General features: G+C 69.8%; 17 protein-coding genes. 9 read left to right on the top strand and 8 right to left on the bottom strand.

Annotated features, from left to right (window positions below):
- Positions 1 to 24: 24 nt before the first annotated feature.
- From G6N60_RS05795 to G6N60_RS05810, 4 genes are read right to left on the bottom strand one after another with little or no spacing between them, the layout of a single operon-like run.
- On the bottom strand, positions 25 to 906 hold the full coding sequence (locus tag G6N60_RS05795; protein ID WP_163733802.1) for an LLM class F420-dependent oxidoreductase: 882 nt from the start codon (positions 904 to 906) through the stop codon (positions 25 to 27).
- Positions 903 to 1766 (bottom strand): LLM class F420-dependent oxidoreductase, encoded by an 864-nt coding sequence (locus tag G6N60_RS05800; protein WP_163733805.1) that lies wholly within the window; start codon positions 1764 to 1766, stop codon positions 903 to 905. The genes G6N60_RS05795 and G6N60_RS05800 overlap by 4 nt, the downstream gene beginning before the upstream one ends.
- A gap of 58 nt (positions 1767 to 1824) precedes the next feature.
- The gene (locus G6N60_RS05805; RefSeq protein WP_163733808.1) at positions 1825 to 3294 is read right to left on the bottom strand and encodes an ATP-binding protein; all 1470 of its coding nucleotides are present in this window, start codon (positions 3292 to 3294) and stop codon (positions 1825 to 1827) included.
- A gap of 22 nt (positions 3295 to 3316) precedes the next feature.
- On the bottom strand, positions 3317 to 5017 hold the full coding sequence (locus G6N60_RS05810; RefSeq protein ID WP_163733811.1) for an NAD(P)/FAD-dependent oxidoreductase: 1701 nt from the start codon (positions 5015 to 5017) through the stop codon (positions 3317 to 3319).
- Between the two features lie 309 nt (positions 5018 to 5326).
- On the opposite strand from G6N60_RS05810, the gene infA reads away from it, so the two are divergent.
- The 8 genes from infA to truA all read left to right on the top strand — a co-directional run bounded on the left by infA (position 5327) and on the right by truA (position 9948).
- Positions 5327 to 5548 (top strand): translation initiation factor IF-1, encoded by a 222-nt coding sequence (gene infA, locus G6N60_RS05815; RefSeq protein WP_003418601.1) that lies wholly within the window; start codon positions 5327 to 5329, stop codon positions 5546 to 5548.
- A 57-nt stretch (positions 5549 to 5605) separates the two neighbouring features.
- Positions 5606 to 5719, top strand: a complete 114-nt coding sequence (gene rpmJ, locus G6N60_RS05820) for a 50S ribosomal protein L36 (RefSeq protein WP_079925868.1) — start codon at positions 5606 to 5608, stop codon at positions 5717 to 5719.
- Positions 5720 to 5874: 155 nt separating this feature from the next.
- Positions 5875 to 6255 carry a 30S ribosomal protein S13 gene (gene rpsM, locus G6N60_RS05825; RefSeq protein ID WP_163733815.1) on the top strand — a complete coding sequence of 127 codons (381 nt, stop codon included), beginning with the start codon at positions 5875 to 5877 and terminating at the stop codon, positions 6253 to 6255.
- 3 nt (positions 6256 to 6258) lie between these two features.
- Complete coding sequence (rpsK, locus tag G6N60_RS05830) at positions 6259 to 6675, top strand: 30S ribosomal protein S11 (protein ID WP_163733818.1); 417 nt, start codon at positions 6259 to 6261, stop codon at positions 6673 to 6675.
- A 14-nt stretch (positions 6676 to 6689) separates the two neighbouring features.
- Positions 6690 to 7295: a 30S ribosomal protein S4 gene (gene rpsD / locus G6N60_RS05835; protein WP_163733821.1), complete on the top strand. Its 606-nt coding sequence runs from the start codon at positions 6690 to 6692 to the stop codon at positions 7293 to 7295.
- A 68-nt stretch (positions 7296 to 7363) separates the two neighbouring features.
- Positions 7364 to 8416 (top strand): DNA-directed RNA polymerase subunit alpha, encoded by a 1053-nt coding sequence (locus G6N60_RS05840; RefSeq protein WP_163733824.1) that lies wholly within the window; start codon positions 7364 to 7366, stop codon positions 8414 to 8416.
- A 60-nt stretch (positions 8417 to 8476) separates the two neighbouring features.
- Positions 8477 to 9070 (top strand): 50S ribosomal protein L17, encoded by a 594-nt coding sequence (rplQ, locus tag G6N60_RS05845; RefSeq protein WP_163733827.1) that lies wholly within the window; start codon positions 8477 to 8479, stop codon positions 9068 to 9070.
- 17 nt (positions 9071 to 9087) lie between these two features.
- Entirely contained in the window at positions 9088 to 9948 is an 861-nt protein-coding gene (gene truA / locus G6N60_RS05850; protein WP_163733830.1) for a tRNA pseudouridine(38-40) synthase TruA, read from the top strand.
- 18 nt (positions 9949 to 9966) lie between these two features.
- Here truA and G6N60_RS05855 read toward each other — a convergent pair whose 3' ends face one another.
- Genes G6N60_RS05855 through sigC form a run of 3 tightly spaced genes read right to left on the bottom strand, consistent with a single transcriptional unit; the run spans position 9967 to position 11905 of the window.
- Positions 9967 to 10617: a cutinase family protein gene (locus G6N60_RS05855; RefSeq protein ID WP_163743514.1), complete on the bottom strand. Its 651-nt coding sequence runs from the start codon at positions 10615 to 10617 to the stop codon at positions 9967 to 9969.
- Positions 10618 to 10665: 48 nt separating this feature from the next.
- Entirely contained in the window at positions 10666 to 11316 is a 651-nt protein-coding gene (locus G6N60_RS05860) for a cutinase family protein (protein WP_372511040.1), read from the bottom strand.
- Positions 11317 to 11350: 34 nt separating this feature from the next.
- A complete protein-coding gene (gene sigC / locus G6N60_RS05865; protein WP_163733836.1) occupies positions 11351 to 11905 on the bottom strand; it encodes an RNA polymerase sigma factor SigC in 555 nt (184 codons plus the stop codon).
- An 87-nt stretch (positions 11906 to 11992) separates the two neighbouring features.
- Here sigC and G6N60_RS05870 point away from each other — a divergent pair, with 87 nt between their 5' ends.
- The gene (locus tag G6N60_RS05870; protein ID WP_163733839.1) at positions 11993 to 14245 is read left to right on the top strand and encodes a heavy metal translocating P-type ATPase; all 2253 of its coding nucleotides are present in this window, start codon (positions 11993 to 11995) and stop codon (positions 14243 to 14245) included.
- On the opposite strand, the gene G6N60_RS05875 is transcribed toward G6N60_RS05870, so the two are convergent.
- Positions 14242 to 16209, bottom strand: coding sequence for a cytochrome c oxidase assembly protein (locus G6N60_RS05875; protein ID WP_163733842.1), 1968 nt, complete (start codon positions 16207 to 16209; stop codon positions 14242 to 14244). The genes G6N60_RS05870 and G6N60_RS05875 overlap by 4 nt on opposite strands.
- Positions 16210 to 16252: the final 43 nt, after the last annotated feature.

The raw sequence follows: 16252 nt of genomic DNA on the forward strand, positions 1-16252 counted from the left end.
ACACGCCACACGGTCGACGAGCGGCTAGGACAACCCCAGCGGCCCGGCCAGTTCGGCCAGCGTCGGGAGCAGGTCGTCGGGCTCGCCGAGCACCTGCACGCAGACGTGATCGGCGCCCGCGTCGAGGTGCTCCTTCAACCGCGCGGCGATGTCGTCCGGCGTGCCGTGGGCCACGACCGCGTCGATCAGCTTGTCGCTGCCGGGCTTCTCCAAGTCGTGGTCGCTGAACCCCAACCGCTTCCAGTTGTTCACGTAGTTGCTCAGGTCGAGGTAGAACTCGACGGTCCTGCGGCCGATCTCGCGGGCCTGCTCGGCGTCCCTGGCGAGGACCACCTTGTGCTCGGGGGCGAGGAACACCGTGTTGCCGATGAGGTGGTGTGCCTGCGCGGTGTGCTCGGGCGTCGTCAGGTAGGGGTGTGCGCCCGCGCTGCGCTTGGCCGAGAGCTGCAGCACCTTGGGGCCCAGCGCCGCGATCACCCGGCGGCTGGTCGGCACGTTCGCCGCGTCGAGCGCGTCGAGGTACTCGACGAGGACGTCGTACGGCTTGCGGTACTCCTCGGTGTGCTCGGGATGGCCGATGCCGATGCCGAGCAGGAACCGGCCGGGGTAAGCCTTCTCGATGCGGTGATAGGACGCGGCGACCTCGGCGGCCGGGGCCGCCCACACGTTGACGATGCCGGTCGCCACCTGCAACGTCTGGGTCGCCTCCAGGATGGGCTCGACGAACGCCAGATCGGCGGCCGGTGACCCGCCCACCCAGATCGCGCCGTAGCCCAGCTTCTCGATCTCGACGGCCTGCTCCGGTGTCACCGCAAACGGCGTCCAGACGCCGAAGCGCCCCAGGTTGGGCTTGAGCTCGGTTACGTCGGTCACGTCGGTGAGTCCCTTCGGTTGATGGTCGGTCATCGCAGGCCCAGCGGCCCGGCCAGCTCGGCCAGGGCGGACACCAGGGTGTCACTACCCGTTAGCACCTGGACCGGAACGTGATCTGCGCCCGCGGCGAGGTGCTCCTTGAGCCGGGCCGCGATCGCGTCCACGGTGCCATGGGCGACGACGCTGTCCACCAGCGCGTCGCTGCCGGGCTTGGCGATGTCGTCGTCGGTGAAGCCGAGCCGCTTCCAGTTGTTCGTGTAGTTCGCCAGGTTCAGGTAGATCTCGATGGCCTTGCGGCCGACGGCGCGGGCCTGCTCGGCGTCGGTGGTCAGCACCACCTTGTGCTCGGGGGCGAGGAACGCGTCGGGCCCGATGAGTTCACGGGCCTGGGCGGTGTGCTCGGGCGTCGTCAGATAGGGGTGCGCGCCGGCGGTGCGGCGGGCGGCGAGTCTGAGCACCCGGGGTCCGAGCGCGGCGAGGACGCGACGGTCCTTCGGGACGCCGTACTCGTCGAGCTTGCCGAGGTAGTCGGTGAGCGCGTCGTAGGGCTTGCGGTACTCCTGGTGCGCCTCGGGGTGTCCGACGCCGATGCCGAGCAGGAAGCGGCCGGGGTAGGCCTTCTCGATGCGGTGGAACGACTCCGCCACCGGGCCCGCGTCGGCGGTCCAAATGTTGACGATGCCGGTGGCCAGCTGCAACGTCTCGGTCGCCGCCAGAATGGGGTCCACCCACTCCAGCTCCGCCGCGGGCGACCCGCCTGCCCAGAGTGCGCCGTAGCCCAGGGCCTCGATGTCGCGCAGCGCCTGCTGCGGCAGCTGCTGCCAGTGCTGGTGGTGGCCGAACACTCCGAACGTGCCGAGGTCGGGTTTCGCCGGGGGTGTGGTCTGCGTCATGTCGGGGTCAACCCACCCCGGCGTCGACGCTATTCCACCGCGATCGCGTCGAGCAGAACTAGTCCGCCGAGTCGGCGGGGGCCTCCTCGGGCTTCGGCGCGACGAGCGGCAGCACGACGATGAAGCGGGTGTCGCCCGGCGCGGACTCCACCCGGATGTTGCCGTGGTGCTTCTGCGCGACGATGCGCCAGGCCAGGTCGAGACCGAGGCCGGTGCCCTCGCCGAAGGCCTTCGTGGTGAAGAACGGCGTGAAGATGCGTTCGACGATCTCGGCCGGGATGCCCGGCCCGTCGTCACCGATGACGACCTTGATGGCGTCCTCGCCGACGGCCATGGTCGTGATCGTCAGGGTGCCGTGACCGCCCATCGCCTGGATCGCGTTGTCGATGACGTTGGTCCACACCTGATTGAGATCGCCTGGGTAACAAAGGATTTCGGGCAGCGTCAGATCCCAGTCCTTGACGAGCTTGACCGGCTTGTCCTTGCCGATCTTCTCGCCGAACATCATCAGCGTGCTGCGCAGCAGGTCATGGACGTTGGCGCTCTGGTACGGCGCGCGGTCCATCTGGGAGTACTGCTTGGCGCCCGCCAGCAGCGCCGAGATGCGGCTGCTGGCCTCGGCGATCTGATTCATCATCAGCTCGGTGTCGATGGTGTATCGCAACCAGCCGATCGCACCCTGCAGCGACGCCGTCGCATCGACCTCGTCGACCGAGGCCGAGATGCGTTCCAGCCAGTCGGTGTCCAGCCCCGCCTCGACGAACGTCGGGGCGTAGTCCCACGCCGCGGCGATGCCGTGCTCCTCGAGCCAGTCACCGATGGCGTCCTCGCGGTCGGAGGCCTCCAGCGCGGTCAGCTCGAGCGCCTTGGACTTGGCGACCTGCTCGGCCACCTCCTCCTGGATGGTGACCAGGACGCGCAGACCCTCGGGGCTGAACTTGCCGTCGGCGAGCATCGCCAGCTTGTGCCGCATCCCGGCGACCTTCTCGCGCAGATCCGACACGGCGCGGGCGGCCGCGGCGGCGGGGTTGTTCAGCTGGTGCGTCAGGCCCGCCGAGAGCTGCCCCAGCGCCAGCAGCTTCTCCCGCTGGTCGATGATCTGGCGGGCCCGCAGACCGCCGACCTTGAGGCCTTCGAGCAGGTGCACCGCCATCGGGAGCTCCGCCCTGACGAAGTCGCCGAAGGCCGCCGCGTCGAGCACGAAGAACTTCGACGGCTTGGTCACCCGCACCGAGGATTCGTAGACCTGGGGCACCCCGTCGACGAACGCGCTCCACGCACCGCAGTACACGCCGCGCTGCGAGGTCCGGTTGGTCTCGATGTCGGCGCCGCCCGAGCGCTTCGACATCACCAGCTCGCCCTCGATGAGGACGTAGAAGCACGTCGCGGCCTCGCCCTCGATGCAGATCGGGCCGGGCTCGAAGCGCGCCAGGTGCCCGTTCTCGCACAGCGTCTTGAGTTGACGGTCGCTCAGCTTCTCGAACAGGAACAGCGTGCGCAGCTCGTCGGGCAGACAGGTCTCGCCCATGTGTGGTCCTTTCCCGGGGCCCTCAGGCCTCTGCCAAATAGCGGTGCACCAGCATCACGGCCATCGAACCCTCGCCGACCGCGGCGGCCACCCGCTTGGCGGAGTCCGCGCGCACGTCTCCTGCAACGAAGACCCCGGGCACACTTGTTTCCAGGTGGTGCGGCGGCCGGTCACGATGGCTCCAGCCGACGACGTCCTTGAGGTCCGGTCCGGCGAGGACGAACCCGCGGTCGTCGAGGGCCAGCACGCCGTCGAGCCAGCCGGTGCGCGGCGTCGCGCCGATGAAGCAGCACATCCGACCGCAGGGCACCGTGGTGCGCTCACCGGACTGCTTGTTCTCCAGCACCAGGGCGGACAGGTGACCGTCCTCGCCGACGGTGTCGACGACCTCGGTGCAGGTCATGACCTTGATCGTGGGGTTCTTCTCGATCTGCTCGATGAGGTAGTGCGACATCGACGCCTCCAGCGACGGCCCGCGGACGAGCAGCGTCACCGACTTCGCGGTCTTCGACATGAACATCGCGGCCTGGCCCGCCGAATTGGCGCCACCGACGATGTAGACGTCCTCGCCGCGGCACTCCTCGGCATCGGACACCGAGGCGCCGTAGTACACCCCGCGCCCGACGTAGTTGCAGCCGTCGGGGTCCGCGGGATCACTCCAGCATCCGACGACCTGCAACTCCTGGTACTCCACGCCGGTCGCCAGGATCACCGAGCGCGCGCCGATGGTGCTGCCGTCCTCGAACTCGATGGTCGGAGCGGCATCGCCGACGTGCAGTTTGACGACGTCGCGGGTGGTGATGACCTCCGCGCCGAACCGCTCGGCCTGCCTGCGGGCGGAGTTCGTCAGCTCCGCGCCCGAGACGCCGATCGGGAAGCCGAGGTAGTTCTCGATCCGCGAACTGCGGCCGGCCTGACCGCCGGTCGTGGCCTTCTCGATGAGGACGGTCTCCAGTCCCTCCGAGGCGCCGTACACCGCGGAGGCGAGGCCGGCGGGCCCGCCGCCGATGACCGCCAGGTCGTACATCGGCAACGACGGCTCGGTGGAGAGCCCGAGGAGCTCGGCCAGCTCGGCGTCGGTGGGCTCGACGAGCGGATCGCCCTTCTCGGTGATGACCACCGGCAGTTGTCTGCCGTCGAGGTTGGCGGCATCGAGCAGCTGCTTGCCCTTGGGCTCGTCGGCCATGAACGCGTGGAAGGGGAACTGGTTGCGCGCCAGGAACTGGCGAACCTCCCACGACCGCTGGCTCCAGCGGTGGCCGATGACCTTGGTGTAGGGGATGGCCCGGTCGCCGACGGCGCGCCACTCCTCGAGGAGCCCGTCGATGACGGGGTAGAGCTTCTCCTCCGGCGGGTCCCACGGCTTGAGCAGGTAGTGGTCGAGGTCGACGACGTTGATGGCGTCGATCGCGGCGTGGGTGTCGGCGTAGGCCGTCAGCAGCACGCGCTTGGCCAGGGGGAACAGGTCCATGGCCTTTTCGAGGAACTCGATGCCGCTCATCTGCGGCATCCGGTAGTCGGCCACCAGCACGGCCGCGGTCTCACCGCGCAGCTTCAGTTCCTTCAGGGTGGCCAGTGCGTCGGGCCCGCTCTCCGCCCGCACGATGCGGTACCGCTCGCCGTAGTGGCGGCGCAGATCACGGGCAACGGCGCGCGACACCGCGGGATCATCGTCCACGGTAAGAATCACGGGGTTGCGGGGCTGGGCAGTGGATCCAGTCATCACCACCAATTATGCGCTGGTCGTCCAATCGATATCGGCTGGCCGCGACACCGGCACCCGCCGTTACTCCGAGGGCGAAATCGGGTCGTCCCCCGGGCCCGTCCGGCGGGGGTCACCGCCGCGTGCCGGGGGCGTCTCCGCGCTGGTACTGCGGCAATTTTGGGGAGCGCCGAGGAGCGAGTACGATGGGACAACGGTGCGGCATCCGCGCCGGCTCTCGCGTGCCCTGTCCTGGAATTCAACCAATCCGGCTCACGTTCTGTAGTCGGAGGCGGTGCTTGCGGCGCCAGACAGGGAACTACGGAGGACATGGCTAAAAAAGACGGTGCCATCGAAGTCGAGGGCCGCGTGGTCGAGCCCCTGCCCAATGCGATGTTTCGCATTGAGCTGGAGAACGGACACAAGGTGCTCGCGCACATCAGCGGCAAGATGCGGCAGCACTACATCCGCATTCTGCCCGAGGACCGCGTGGTAGTGGAGCTCTCTCCCTACGACCTGTCCCGGGGCCGCATCGTTTACCGCTACAAGTAAAGAGACCGTGACGAGCGTTCGCGCGAGTCACCGAGAACCAAGACAGGATCGACCGCCGTGAAGGTGAACCCGAGCGTCAAGCCCATCTGCGACAAGTGCAGGGTGATCCGTCGCCATCGGCGGGTCATGGTGATCTGCTCTGACCCGCGCCACAAGCAGCGTCAGGGCTAATTGCGCGACAGCAGTACCAGCACAACTGAATGACGACATCCCAGTACCACTGAGCGGATAGGCCGCTCATCACGTCCGGCTCGGAGGCCGGACCCCGCTCGCACGCGGGAACGGACTGGGAACAGACCTCCGCAACGAAAAGGAAGCACTGCCTGATGGCACGTCTACTGGGCGTCGACCTCCCGCGCGACAAGCGCATGGAGATTGCGCTGACCTACATCTACGGCATCGGCCGTACCCGCTCCCAGGAAATTCTGTCGGCTACCGGCATCGACTACGACCTGCGCACGAAGGACCTGACCGACGATCAGGTGTCGCAGCTGCGCGACTACATCGAGAGCAACTCCGAGATCAAGGTCGAGGGTGACCTGCGCCGCGAGGTGCAGGCCGACATCCGCCGCAAGATCGAGATCGGCTGCTACCAGGGTCTGCGGCACCGCCGCGGGCTGCCGGTCCGCGGCCAGCGCACCAAGACCAATGCGCGTACCCGCAAGGGCCCGAAGCGCACCATCGCCGGCAAGAAGAAGGCCAGGTAAGTCATGGCACCGACCAAGAAGACCGCGGCTGGCCCCAAGAAGGGCCAGAAGACGCGTCGCAAGGAAAAGAAGAACGTCCCGCACGGGGCCGCTCACATCAAGAGCACGTTCAACAACACGATCGTGTCGATCACCGACCAGCAGGGCAACGTCATCGCCTGGGCCTCGTCGGGACACGTCGGGTTCAAGGGCTCGCGCAAGTCGACGCCGTTCGCCGCCCAGCTGGCCGCCGAGAACGCCGCCCGCAAGGCGCAGGAGCACGGTGTCAAGAAGGTCGACGTCTTCGTGAAGGGCCCCGGCTCGGGCCGCGAAACCGCGATCCGTTCGCTGCAGGCCGCCGGTCTCGAGGTCGGCGCGATTTCCGACGTCACGCCGCAGCCGCACAACGGTTGCCGTCCGCCCAAGCGGCGCCGGGTCTAGAGGAGATATAGGAAATGGCTCGTTACACCGGACCCGTCACCCGCAAGTCGCGCCGCCTCGGCGTCGACCTGGTCGGCGGAGATCAGTCCTTCGAGAAGCGCCCCTACCCGCCCGGTCAGCACGGCCGTGCGCGGATCAAGGAGAGCGAATACCGCACGCAGCTGCAGGAGAAGCAGAAGGCCCGCTTCACCTACGGCGTCATGGAGAAGCAGTTCCGCCGTTACTACGAGGAGGCCAACCGCCACTCGGGCAAGACCGGTGAGAACCTGCTGCAGATCCTGGAGAGCCGGCTCGACAACGTCATCTACCGCGCCGGGCTCGCCCGCACGCGCCGGATGGCCCGTCAGCTGGTCAGCCACGGTCACTTCACCGTCAACGGCCAGAAGGTCGACATCCCCAGCTACCGCGTCTCGCAGTACGACATCATCGACATCCGCGAGAAGTCGTTGAACACGCTGCCGTTCGAGCTGTCCCGGCAGACCGCCGGTGAACGCCCGATCCCGGGGTGGCTGCAGGTCGTCGGCGAACGCCAGCGCATCCTCGTCCACCAGCTGCCCGAGCGCGCCCAGATCCAGGTGCCGCTCACCGAACAGCTGATCGTCGAGTTCTACTCGAAGTAAGAGGTCCGGCCGCCCGGTCGGAACCACCCCACGGCATCAAATAGCGGATGCCGAGAAGGAGATAAGAAATGCTGATTTCTCAGCGCCCCACCCTGTCCGAGGAGAGCTTGGCCGAGAACCGGTCCAAGTTCGTCATCGAGCCGCTGGAGCCCGGTTTCGGGTACACCCTGGGCAACTCGCTTCGGCGCACCCTGCTGTCGTCGATCCCCGGCGCAGCGGTCACCAGCATCCGCATCGACGGCGTGCTGCACGAGTTCACCACCGTGCCCGGGGTGAAGGAAGACGTCACCGACATCATCCTGAACCTCAAGAGCCTGGTCGTGTCGTCCGAGGAGGACGAGCCGGTCACCATGTACCTGCGCAAGCAGGGCCCGGGTGCCGTCACCGCCGGTGACATCGTTCCGCCCGCGGGCGTCACGGTGCAGAACCCCGACATGCACATCGCGACCCTGAACGACAAGGGCAAGCTCGAGGTCGAGCTCGTCGTCGAGCGCGGCCGCGGTTACGTCCCCGCCGTGCAGAACAAGGCGTCGGGCGCCGAGATCGGCCGCATCCCGGTCGACTCGATCTACAGCCCGGTCCTCAAGGTCACCTACAAGGTGGAGGCGACCCGTGTCGAGCAGCGCACCGACTTCGACAAGCTGATCCTCGACGTCGAGACCAAGAACTCGATCACCCCGCGTGACGCGCTGGCCTCGGCCGGCAAGACGCTGGTCGAATTGTTCGGTCTGGCACGGGAACTCAACGTCGAAGCCGAGGGCATCGAGATCGGCCCGTCGCCGGCCGAGGCGGATCACATCGCCTCGTTCGCGCTGCCGATCGACGACCTGGAGCTCACCGTCCGGTCGTACAACTGCCTCAAGCGCGAGGGCGTGCACACCGTCGGCGAGCTGGTCTCGCGGACGGAGTCCGACCTGCTGGACATCCGCAACTTCGGTCAGAAGTCCATCGACGAGGTGAAGATCAAGCTGCACCAGCTCGGTCTCTCGCTGAAGGACAGCCCGGCCACGTTCGATCCGTCCGAGGTCGCCGGCTACGACGTGGCCACCGGCACCTGGAACAGCGACGCCAGCTACGACCTGGACGCCGACCAGGACTACGCGGAAACCGAACAGCTCTAACAGAACGTCCGTCCCGGTCCTACCTGATACGGGGGCCGGCCCCACATAGGAGAAGTCGCAATGCCCAAACCCACCAAGGGACCTCGCCTCGGCGGTTCGTCCTCGCACCAGAAGGCGCTGCTGGCCAACCTGGCCACGTCGCTGTTCGAGCACGGCCGCATCAAGACGACCGAGCCCAAGGCACGGGCGTTGCGGCCGTACGCGGAGAAGCTCATCACCCACGCCAAGAAGGGCACGCTGCACAACCGGCGTGAGGTGATGAAGAAGATCCGCGACAAGGACGTCGTGCACACGCTGTTCGCCGAGATCGGCCCGCACTTCGCCGACCGCGAGGGTGGCTACACCCGCATCATCAAGGTGGAGGCACGCAAGGGCGACAACGCCCCGATGGCCGTCATCGAGCTGGTGCGGGAGAAGACGGTCACGTCGGAGGCCAACCGCGCCCGCCGCGCCGGTGCGTCGAAGGCGGCGGCGCCGGTCGCCGCCGCAGCAGCCCCGCAGGCTGCCGTCGAGCCGGAGGCCGCAGTCGGTCCCGACGCCGACGAGGCCACGACTGCCGACGAGGCCACGGCGACGGCCGACGAGCCGACGACCGAGGCACCAGCCGAGGCCGAGGCCACGACCGAGGACGAGGCGGACGAAGCCAAGTCCTAGTGGATGAATCATCGATCATGCCCGCCACCGACACCGGTGGCGGGCATGTTCGTCTTCGGCTGGCGGTCGCCTACGACGGCACCGACTTCGCCGGGTGGGCGACGCAGGCGCGTCAGCGCACGGTCGCGGGCACCATCGACGACGCCCTCTCGACGATCTTCCGGACGCCGGTGCTCACCAGGGCGGCGGGCCGGACCGACACCGGCGTGCACGCGACGGGGCAGGTAGCCCACGTCGACGTCCCGGCCGAGGCCGTCCCGCACGCGTACCCCCGCACCCCGCGGGAGGGGCCGGAGTTCCAACCGCTGGTGCGGCGACTGGCGCGGCTGCTCCCCGAGGACGTCCGGGTGCTCGACGTGTCCAGGGCGCCACGGGGTTTCGACGCCCGGTTCTCGGCGCTGCGCCGACACTACGAGTACCGGCTGTCGACGGCGCCCTACGGCGTCACGCCCCAGGAGTCCAGGTTCGTCACCGCGTGGCCCCGGCCGCTGGACGTCGACGCCATGGCGCAGGCGTCCCGGGAACTGTTGGGCCTCAACGACTTCGCCGCGTTCTGCCGTCCGCGTGAGGGAGCGACGACGATCCGCGACCTGCAGCGGCTGGACTGGATGCGTTCCGGCGATGCCATCACGGCCTACGTCACGGCCGATGCGTTCTGCTGGTCGATGGTGCGCTCACTCGTCGGTGCGCTGCTGGCCGTGGGGGAGGGGCGTCGCGAATCGCAGTGGTGCGCAGGGCTATTGGCGTCGACGCGACGGTCGAGTGACTTCTCGACCGCGCCCGCCAAGGGGCTCGTGCTCGTCGGGGTGGACTATCCGCCCGACGCCGAACTGGAGGCCAGGATCGCGGTCACCCGCGATCTCCGCAGCCTCGGGTAGCGCGTGGTCCTTGGGTCGCTACAGCTTTCCCGCGACGAAGTCGGCGGCCTGGTCGACCATGCCCGCCTTGAGGTAGGCCGGCGCGAGGTGGTCCGGCCAGTCGGCCTGCCAGTTGTCCGGTTGGGTCGGATTGCAGATGGGGTCGGCGGCGTGACACAGCTCGATGGTCCGGTCGTTGTAGGCCGGGTTGAAGTTCGTGATCGGACCGACCCACTGACTCCCATTGCCGAACAGGGCGACGGCCGCGACGTGCTGATCGGCCCCGGGCGGTAGCGGGTTGTTGAAGCCGAAGAACGCGAACGGCACCGCAAGGGCGACGTCGGTGACCGCGGCGCCAAGCGAATAGCCGCCGAGCACGATGCGGGTGTCGGGGCAGCTCGCCATCGTGCTCTGGACGCGGGCGCTCATGTCGTTGGCGCCGACGTCGATCTGGTTGTCGGCCGGGTACTGCACGGCGTACAGGTTGACGCTCTTGGTGGTCCGCTTGCGCAGCGCGGCGACGAGAGCGTTGCCGATCTGGCCCGCACCCGCGGGTTCGAGGCGACCGCGGGCGAAGATGAGCTCCGCCTGCGGGCACGCCGCCGACGCGATCGGGGTACCGGGGGTCAGCATCGGAGCCACCAGCAGGGCACCTGCGGTGAGCACGGTGACGACCGCAGCGGCGAGCATCCTGCGGATCTGCTGAGGGGTCACCGCAGGGATGCTAGCTCACGGTCGTTACAGCAGGCCTGCGGCGAAGTTGGCGGCGGCGTTGGCCGGACCCGGGGTGTACGCGCGGTGGGCAGCGACGTCCTCGCCGGGACCGCAGACGGGATCGCCGGCGTTGCACAGATCGATGGACTTGGCGCCCCAGACCGGGCTCGACGTCAGCGGCAGACCCAGCTTGGTGGACGGGTTGCCGAACGCGACGATGGCCGCGACGAAGTCGGGGGTGTTCGGCGGCAGCGGGTTGGTGAACCCGATGGCGGGTATCGGCACGGCGGCGATGACGTCGATCACTGCGGCGCCCTGGGAGTAGCCGCCCAGCACCAGCCGCGTGTTCGGGCAGGTGTTCATCATGTACTGGATGTGGGCGCTCGCGTCGTTGGCGCCGTCGGCCGCCGCGAGGAAGTCGTAGGTCGCGGGGTAGACCACGGCATAGGACCCCACCGAGCGGCCACCGACCTTGGCGCGCAGGTCGTCGACGAAGGCGCCGCCGGGCAGGCCGAGACCGGGATCCTCATTCGTCCCGCGGGCGAAGACGACCTCGATGTCGGGGCAGCCGTCGGCCGAGGCCTTCGGCAGGCCGGCGCCGGGCAGGCTCGCGATGACGGCGACGCAGGCCGCCAGGACAGCGAAAGTCGTGCGGACGGCACGGTCGATAGCCACGGGCAATGGTAACCGGTTGCGGCGTCGGCAACGGTCAACCGGCGCGGTCGTCGGACTGGGCCGCCCGAATGAGGTCGTCGCGGGCCCGTGCGACGCGGGACCGGATGGTGCCGACCGGACAGCCGCAGACGTCGGCCGCCTCGGCGTAGGACAGCCCCAGCACCTGCGTCAGCACCAGCGCCTCGCGGCGTTCGCGGGGCAGCCCGTCGAGCAGGATGCGGATCTCCACCATGTCCTCGATGCGGTCACCGCCGCGCGCGCCGCCGAGCACGTCGTCGAGGTCGACGACGTGCGCCGGCCGTGGCCGAGAGGAGTTGTAGCGGATCTGGTCGACGACGACGCGGCGGGCGATCGACATCAGCCACGTCCTGGCCGTGGAGCGGCCGCTGAAGCGGGGCAGCGCGGTGATGGCCCGCAGGAACGTCTCCTGGGTGAGGTCGTCGGCGCTGGCCGGGTCGGCGAGGTAGGCGACCGTGCGCCATACGTCGCGCTGCGTGGCGGCGATGAACCGGCTCAGTGCGACCTGGTTGCCACGACCTGCGGCCTTGGCGAGCTGGGTAACGTCGTCATCGTCACCGGTGGCAGCCACGGATCAGACAGTAGGCCATGGCAGTCTGGAACTCATCGGGGCATCGGCACGACTGAGACTAGGGGCCGTGCGCAGGAGGTGAGGACCATGACGTCGACGACGGGTGTCGCCGCGCCCGAGGTGGACGCGGCGCGGCGGGTGCAGCTCGACGTCGCGGGCATGTCGTGCGCCGCGTGTGCCAACCGGGTGGAGTCCCGGCTGAACAAGATGCCGGGGGTGCGCGCCTCGGTGAACTTCGCCACCCGCGTCGCGACCGTCGATGCCGGTGCGGGCGTCGACGCCGACGAGCTGTGCGACGTCGTCCGCCGCACCGGCTACGAGGCGTCCCCGCGGGTCGTCGGCGGCGGTGTGGCCGACGACGACGCCGATGCCGACGACGCCAGACGGCTGCTGATCCGGCTCGCGGTCGCCGCGGTGCTCTTCGTGCCGCTGGCCGACCTGTCGGTGATGTTCGCCGTGGTGCCCAGCACGCGATTCGTGGGCTGGGAGTGGGTTCTGACCGCGCTGGCGGCGCCCGTCGTGACCTGGGCGGCGTGGCCGTTCCACCGGACCGCACTGCGCCGCGCCCGCCACGGCAGCGCCTCGATGGAGACGTTGATCTCGGTCGGCATCACCGCCGCCAGCGTCTGGTCGCTGACCACGTTGTTCGGCGGCCACCACGCGTCGGCCGACCGGGTCGGGGTGTGGCAGGCGCTGGCGGGGAGCGACGCGATCTACTTCGAGGTGGCCGCGGGCGTCACGGTGTTCGTGCTCGCGGGCCGGTACTTCGAGGCGCGGGCCAAGTCGAAGGCCGGCGGCGCGATGCGGGCGCTGGCCGCGCTGAGCGCGAAGGACGTCACGATCCTGATGGCCGACGGCTCGGAGATGGTGCTGCCCGCCGACGAACTGAAGGAACAGCACCGCTTCGTGGTGCGGCCGGGGCAGACGATCGCGGGCGACGGCCTGGTGCTCGAGGGTTCGGCTGCCGTCGACACCAGCGCGATGACCGGCGAGGCGACCCCCGTGCGGGTCGCGCCGGGCGGCACCGTCGTCGGCGGCACCGTCGTGCTCGACGGACGGTTGATCGTGGAGGCCGCCGCGGTCGGCGCGGACACCAAGTTCGCGGGCATGGTCCGCCTCGTCGAGCAGGCCCAGGAACACAAGGCGAACGCGCAGCGCCTCGCCGACCGGATCGCCGCGGTGTTCGTACCGTGCGTGTTCGCCATCGCCGCACTGACCGCGGTGGCGTGGCTGGCCGCGGGCGGCGGCGCCGGGCACGCGTTCTCGTCGGCGCTGGCGGTGCTCGTCATCGCCTGTCCGTGCGCGCTGGGCCTCGCCACCCCGACGGCGATGATGGTGGCCTCGGGGCGCGGCGCTCAGCTGGGCATCTTCCTCAAGGGACATCAGGCGCTGGAGGCCACGCGTTCGGTGGACACCGTCGTGTTCGACAAGACGGGAACGCTGACGACCGGTCGCCTGACCGTCGACGCCGTGGTGACCGTGCCCGGCTGGGACGCCGACGATGCGCTGGCGTTCGCCGCGGCCGTCGAGTCGGCGTCCGAACACGCCGTCGGCCACGCCATCGCGACCTCGGTGCCGGACCACCGCGGGGTCCAGGACTTCCACGCCGAGCCGGGCCGCGGCGTCAGCGGTGTCGTCGACGGACGCCGGGTGCGGGTGGGCAAGCCGTCCTGGATCGCGCACACCGGGGCGCCCGCGGCGCCCGCGGCGCTCGCGGCCGAGCGCCGGCGCGCCGCCAACCACGGCGCGACGGTCGTCTACGTCGAGGTCGACGGGCAGCCCTGCGCGGCCATCGCGGTCTCCGACACAGTGAAGCCCTCGGCGGCGGGAGCCATCGCGGACCTGCACGAGCGGGGGCTGCGGACGCTGCTGCTGACCGGTGACAACCCGGAGTCGGCCGCGGCGGTGGCGGCCCGCGTCGGCATCGAGGAGGTCATCGCCGACGTGCTGCCCGACGGCAAGGTCGACGTCGTCGAGCAACTGCGCGACCAGGGTCGGCGCGTGGCCATGGTGGGGGACGGCATCAACGACGGGCCCGTGCTGGCGCGGTCGGATCTCGGGATGGCGATCGGACGGGGCACCGACGTCGCCATCGGCGCGGCCGACGTGGTGCTGGTGCGCGACGACCTCGCGGTGGTGCCGCTGGCCCTGGACCTCGCCGCGGCGACCATGCGCACCATCCGGGTCAACCTGATCTGGGCGTTCGGCTACAACGTGGCGGCCATCCCGATCGCCGCCGCCGGGCTGCTCAACCCGTTGGTCGCGAGCGCGGCGATGGCGTTCTCGTCGTTCTTCGTCGTCTCGAACAGCTTGCGGCTGCGCAACTTCGGCGCGCGTTAGTCGCCGCGGCGGGAGCGGGCGAGCTCGCGCAGCATCGCGTTGTAGGCGTCGAGGTCGTCGTCGGCGTAGTCCGCGTCGGCGTGGCGGTCGGATCGGGTCGCGGCGCGGCGGTCCTGGCGCGCCCACTGGGCGACCAGGGCGACCACTACCAGGATCACCGGCAGCTCGCTGGACCCCCACGCGATGGCCCCGCCGAGGTGCTGGTCGTCGTGCACGTTCGCCAGCCACGGCAGGCCGACGTCGTGGTAGAACCGTCCGCCGATGATCGACGCCGTGGTCATGGTGGCGATGCCGAAGAACGCGTGGAACGGCATGACCGCGAACAGCAGGCCGAGCCTGCCGAGGAACGGGAGCTTCCGCGGGCCGGGATCGACCCCGATGATGCCCCAGAAGAACAGGTAGCCGACGAGCAGGAAGTGCACGCTCATCAGCTCGTGGCCCCAGTGGTAGCGCACCAGGGTGTCGAAGATGGGCGTGAAGTACACCGCGTAGAGCGACGCCACGAACAGGACGAACGCCACGACGGGCTGTGCCAGCACCGCGGTCAGCTTCGAATGCACCAGCCACATGACCCACTCCCGCGGGCCGGGCGGCTCGTCGGGGCGCGCGGCGGGCAGGGTCCGCAGCGCCAGCGTGACCGGACCGCCGAGGACCAGCAGCACCGGCACGAACATGTTGAGCGTCATGTGTTCGGCCATGTGCACGCTGAACATCGCCGATCCGTAGGCCCTGACCCCCGAACCGGTCGTGAACAGCAGCAGCAGGCAGCCGGCCAGCCACGCGACCAGCCGGCCCGTCGACCACCGATCCCCGCGGCGGCGCAGGCGAACGTAGCCGGCCACGTACGCCAGCGCCATGACGATCGCCGCGCAGCCGAGGAACACGTCGAACCGCCAGACGGTCAGGATGCGCGCCACGCTCGGCGGGTCCGGCAGGGCGTAGCCGAGGAACACGTCCCAGGCCGTGAACCGGTGGTCCAGCAGGCGCGGCGCGGGTTGGGTCGCCATCACCGCGATCAGCGCCAGCACGACGGTCAGTGCCACCGCGGAAGACGTTGCGGCCCAGGGCCTTCCGCGACGCAGGGCCCGCAGGGAGCCCAGCCAGACGACGAGCATCAGCACCGCGGCCGCCACCCCGGCCTGGCCGTACGGCCCGTCGACGAGGTCGCCGCCGGCCAGTAGCCCCAGCAACCCCGCGCCGTAGGCGAGGACGACGGGCCCGAGGACAGCCTGCAGCGTCGACACCCGCCGGGCCAGGGGTTCGGCGACCGGGTGCAGCGCGTTCGCCACGGCGGTGCCCGCCCACGCGGCGAGCAGTACGGCGAACACGATGACGGCGCTCGTCGCGTAGTCGTGATCCGGTCCGACCCCGGGGTTTCCGTTGACCGGCACGGCCACCACGGCGATCGCGGCGGGCAGCAGCAGCACCACGTGGGCGGTCCAGCTCAGCGACAACCGCACGGTCACCGCGATCGACGCCGCCGCGAGCGCCACCACGATCCACGCCCGCGCCGGTTGCGAGGCCAGGACGGCGTCGACCATGCCGCCGCTGCCCAGCAGTCTCAGCGCCGAGGCGCCGCTGTCGCTGGCGGCCTGCACCACCACCATCGCGGCCGCGACGAGCACCCACCCCACACTGGCCCGCTCCACCAGCACGTGCGTGCGGAAGGGCCCCGCGTCGATGACGCCCCGGACGTCCGGTCGCGCGGTGACGACGACGTACAGCAGGCCCCCCAGGCAGACCGCACCCACCAGTGACGCGAGGAAGTAACCGAGGACGTCGGCGGCGGCCGTGACGAGGCCGGGGTAGGAGTCGCCGGTCAGCGCGTACACCCGATCGCCGGCGAGCAGGACGTAGCCGAGCAGGGCGGCCAGCGACAGCGCGCAACCGCCGGCGACGACGGCCCCGGACCGCGCGGGCGCCCGGCGCCGCGTCGGCGGCTCCACGGTCGCGGCCTTGCTCATGGTCGCGAGTCTACGACCGGACGTCGTAGAGCCGGGTCGGGAC

The sequence above is a fragment of the Mycolicibacterium madagascariense genome (assembly GCF_010729665.1).
GTDB lineage: Bacteria > Actinomycetota > Actinomycetes > Mycobacteriales > Mycobacteriaceae > Mycobacterium > Mycobacterium madagascariense.

Bases quoted from the DNA above. Each gene is read 5' to 3' on its own strand.
- G6N60_RS05805 (WP_163733808.1), bottom strand. From the start codon at position 3,294: ATGGGCGAGACCTGTCTGCCCGACGAGCTGCGCACGCTGTTCCTGTTC.
- rpsM (WP_163733815.1), top strand. From the start codon at position 5,875: ATGGCACGTCTACTGGGCGTCGACCTCCCGCGCGACAAGCGCATGGAG.
- rplQ (WP_163733827.1), top strand. From the start codon at position 8,477: ATGCCCAAACCCACCAAGGGACCTCGCCTCGGCGGTTCGTCCTCGCAC.
- G6N60_RS05800 (WP_163733805.1), bottom strand. From the start codon at position 1,766: ATGACGCAGACCACACCCCCGGCGAAACCCGACCTCGGCACGTTCGGA.
- infA (WP_003418601.1), top strand. From the start codon at position 5,327: ATGGCTAAAAAAGACGGTGCCATCGAAGTCGAGGGCCGCGTGGTCGAG.
- truA (WP_163733830.1), top strand. From the start codon at position 9,088: ATGCCCGCCACCGACACCGGTGGCGGGCATGTTCGTCTTCGGCTGGCG.
- rpsK (WP_163733818.1), top strand. From the start codon at position 6,259: ATGGCACCGACCAAGAAGACCGCGGCTGGCCCCAAGAAGGGCCAGAAG.
- G6N60_RS05870 (WP_163733839.1), top strand. From the start codon at position 11,993: ATGACGTCGACGACGGGTGTCGCCGCGCCCGAGGTGGACGCGGCGCGG.
- G6N60_RS05810 (WP_163733811.1), bottom strand. From the start codon at position 5,017: ATGACTGGATCCACTGCCCAGCCCCGCAACCCCGTGATTCTTACCGTG.
- rpsD (WP_163733821.1), top strand. From the start codon at position 6,690: ATGGCTCGTTACACCGGACCCGTCACCCGCAAGTCGCGCCGCCTCGGC.
- G6N60_RS05855 (WP_163743514.1), bottom strand. From the start codon at position 10,617: ATGCTCGCCGCTGCGGTCGTCACCGTGCTCACCGCAGGTGCCCTGCTG.
- G6N60_RS05875 (WP_163733842.1), bottom strand. From the start codon at position 16,209: ATGAGCAAGGCCGCGACCGTGGAGCCGCCGACGCGGCGCCGGGCGCCC.
- G6N60_RS05795 (WP_163733802.1), bottom strand. From the start codon at position 906: ATGACCGACCATCAACCGAAGGGACTCACCGACGTGACCGACGTAACC.
- G6N60_RS05840 (WP_163733824.1), top strand. From the start codon at position 7,364: ATGCTGATTTCTCAGCGCCCCACCCTGTCCGAGGAGAGCTTGGCCGAG.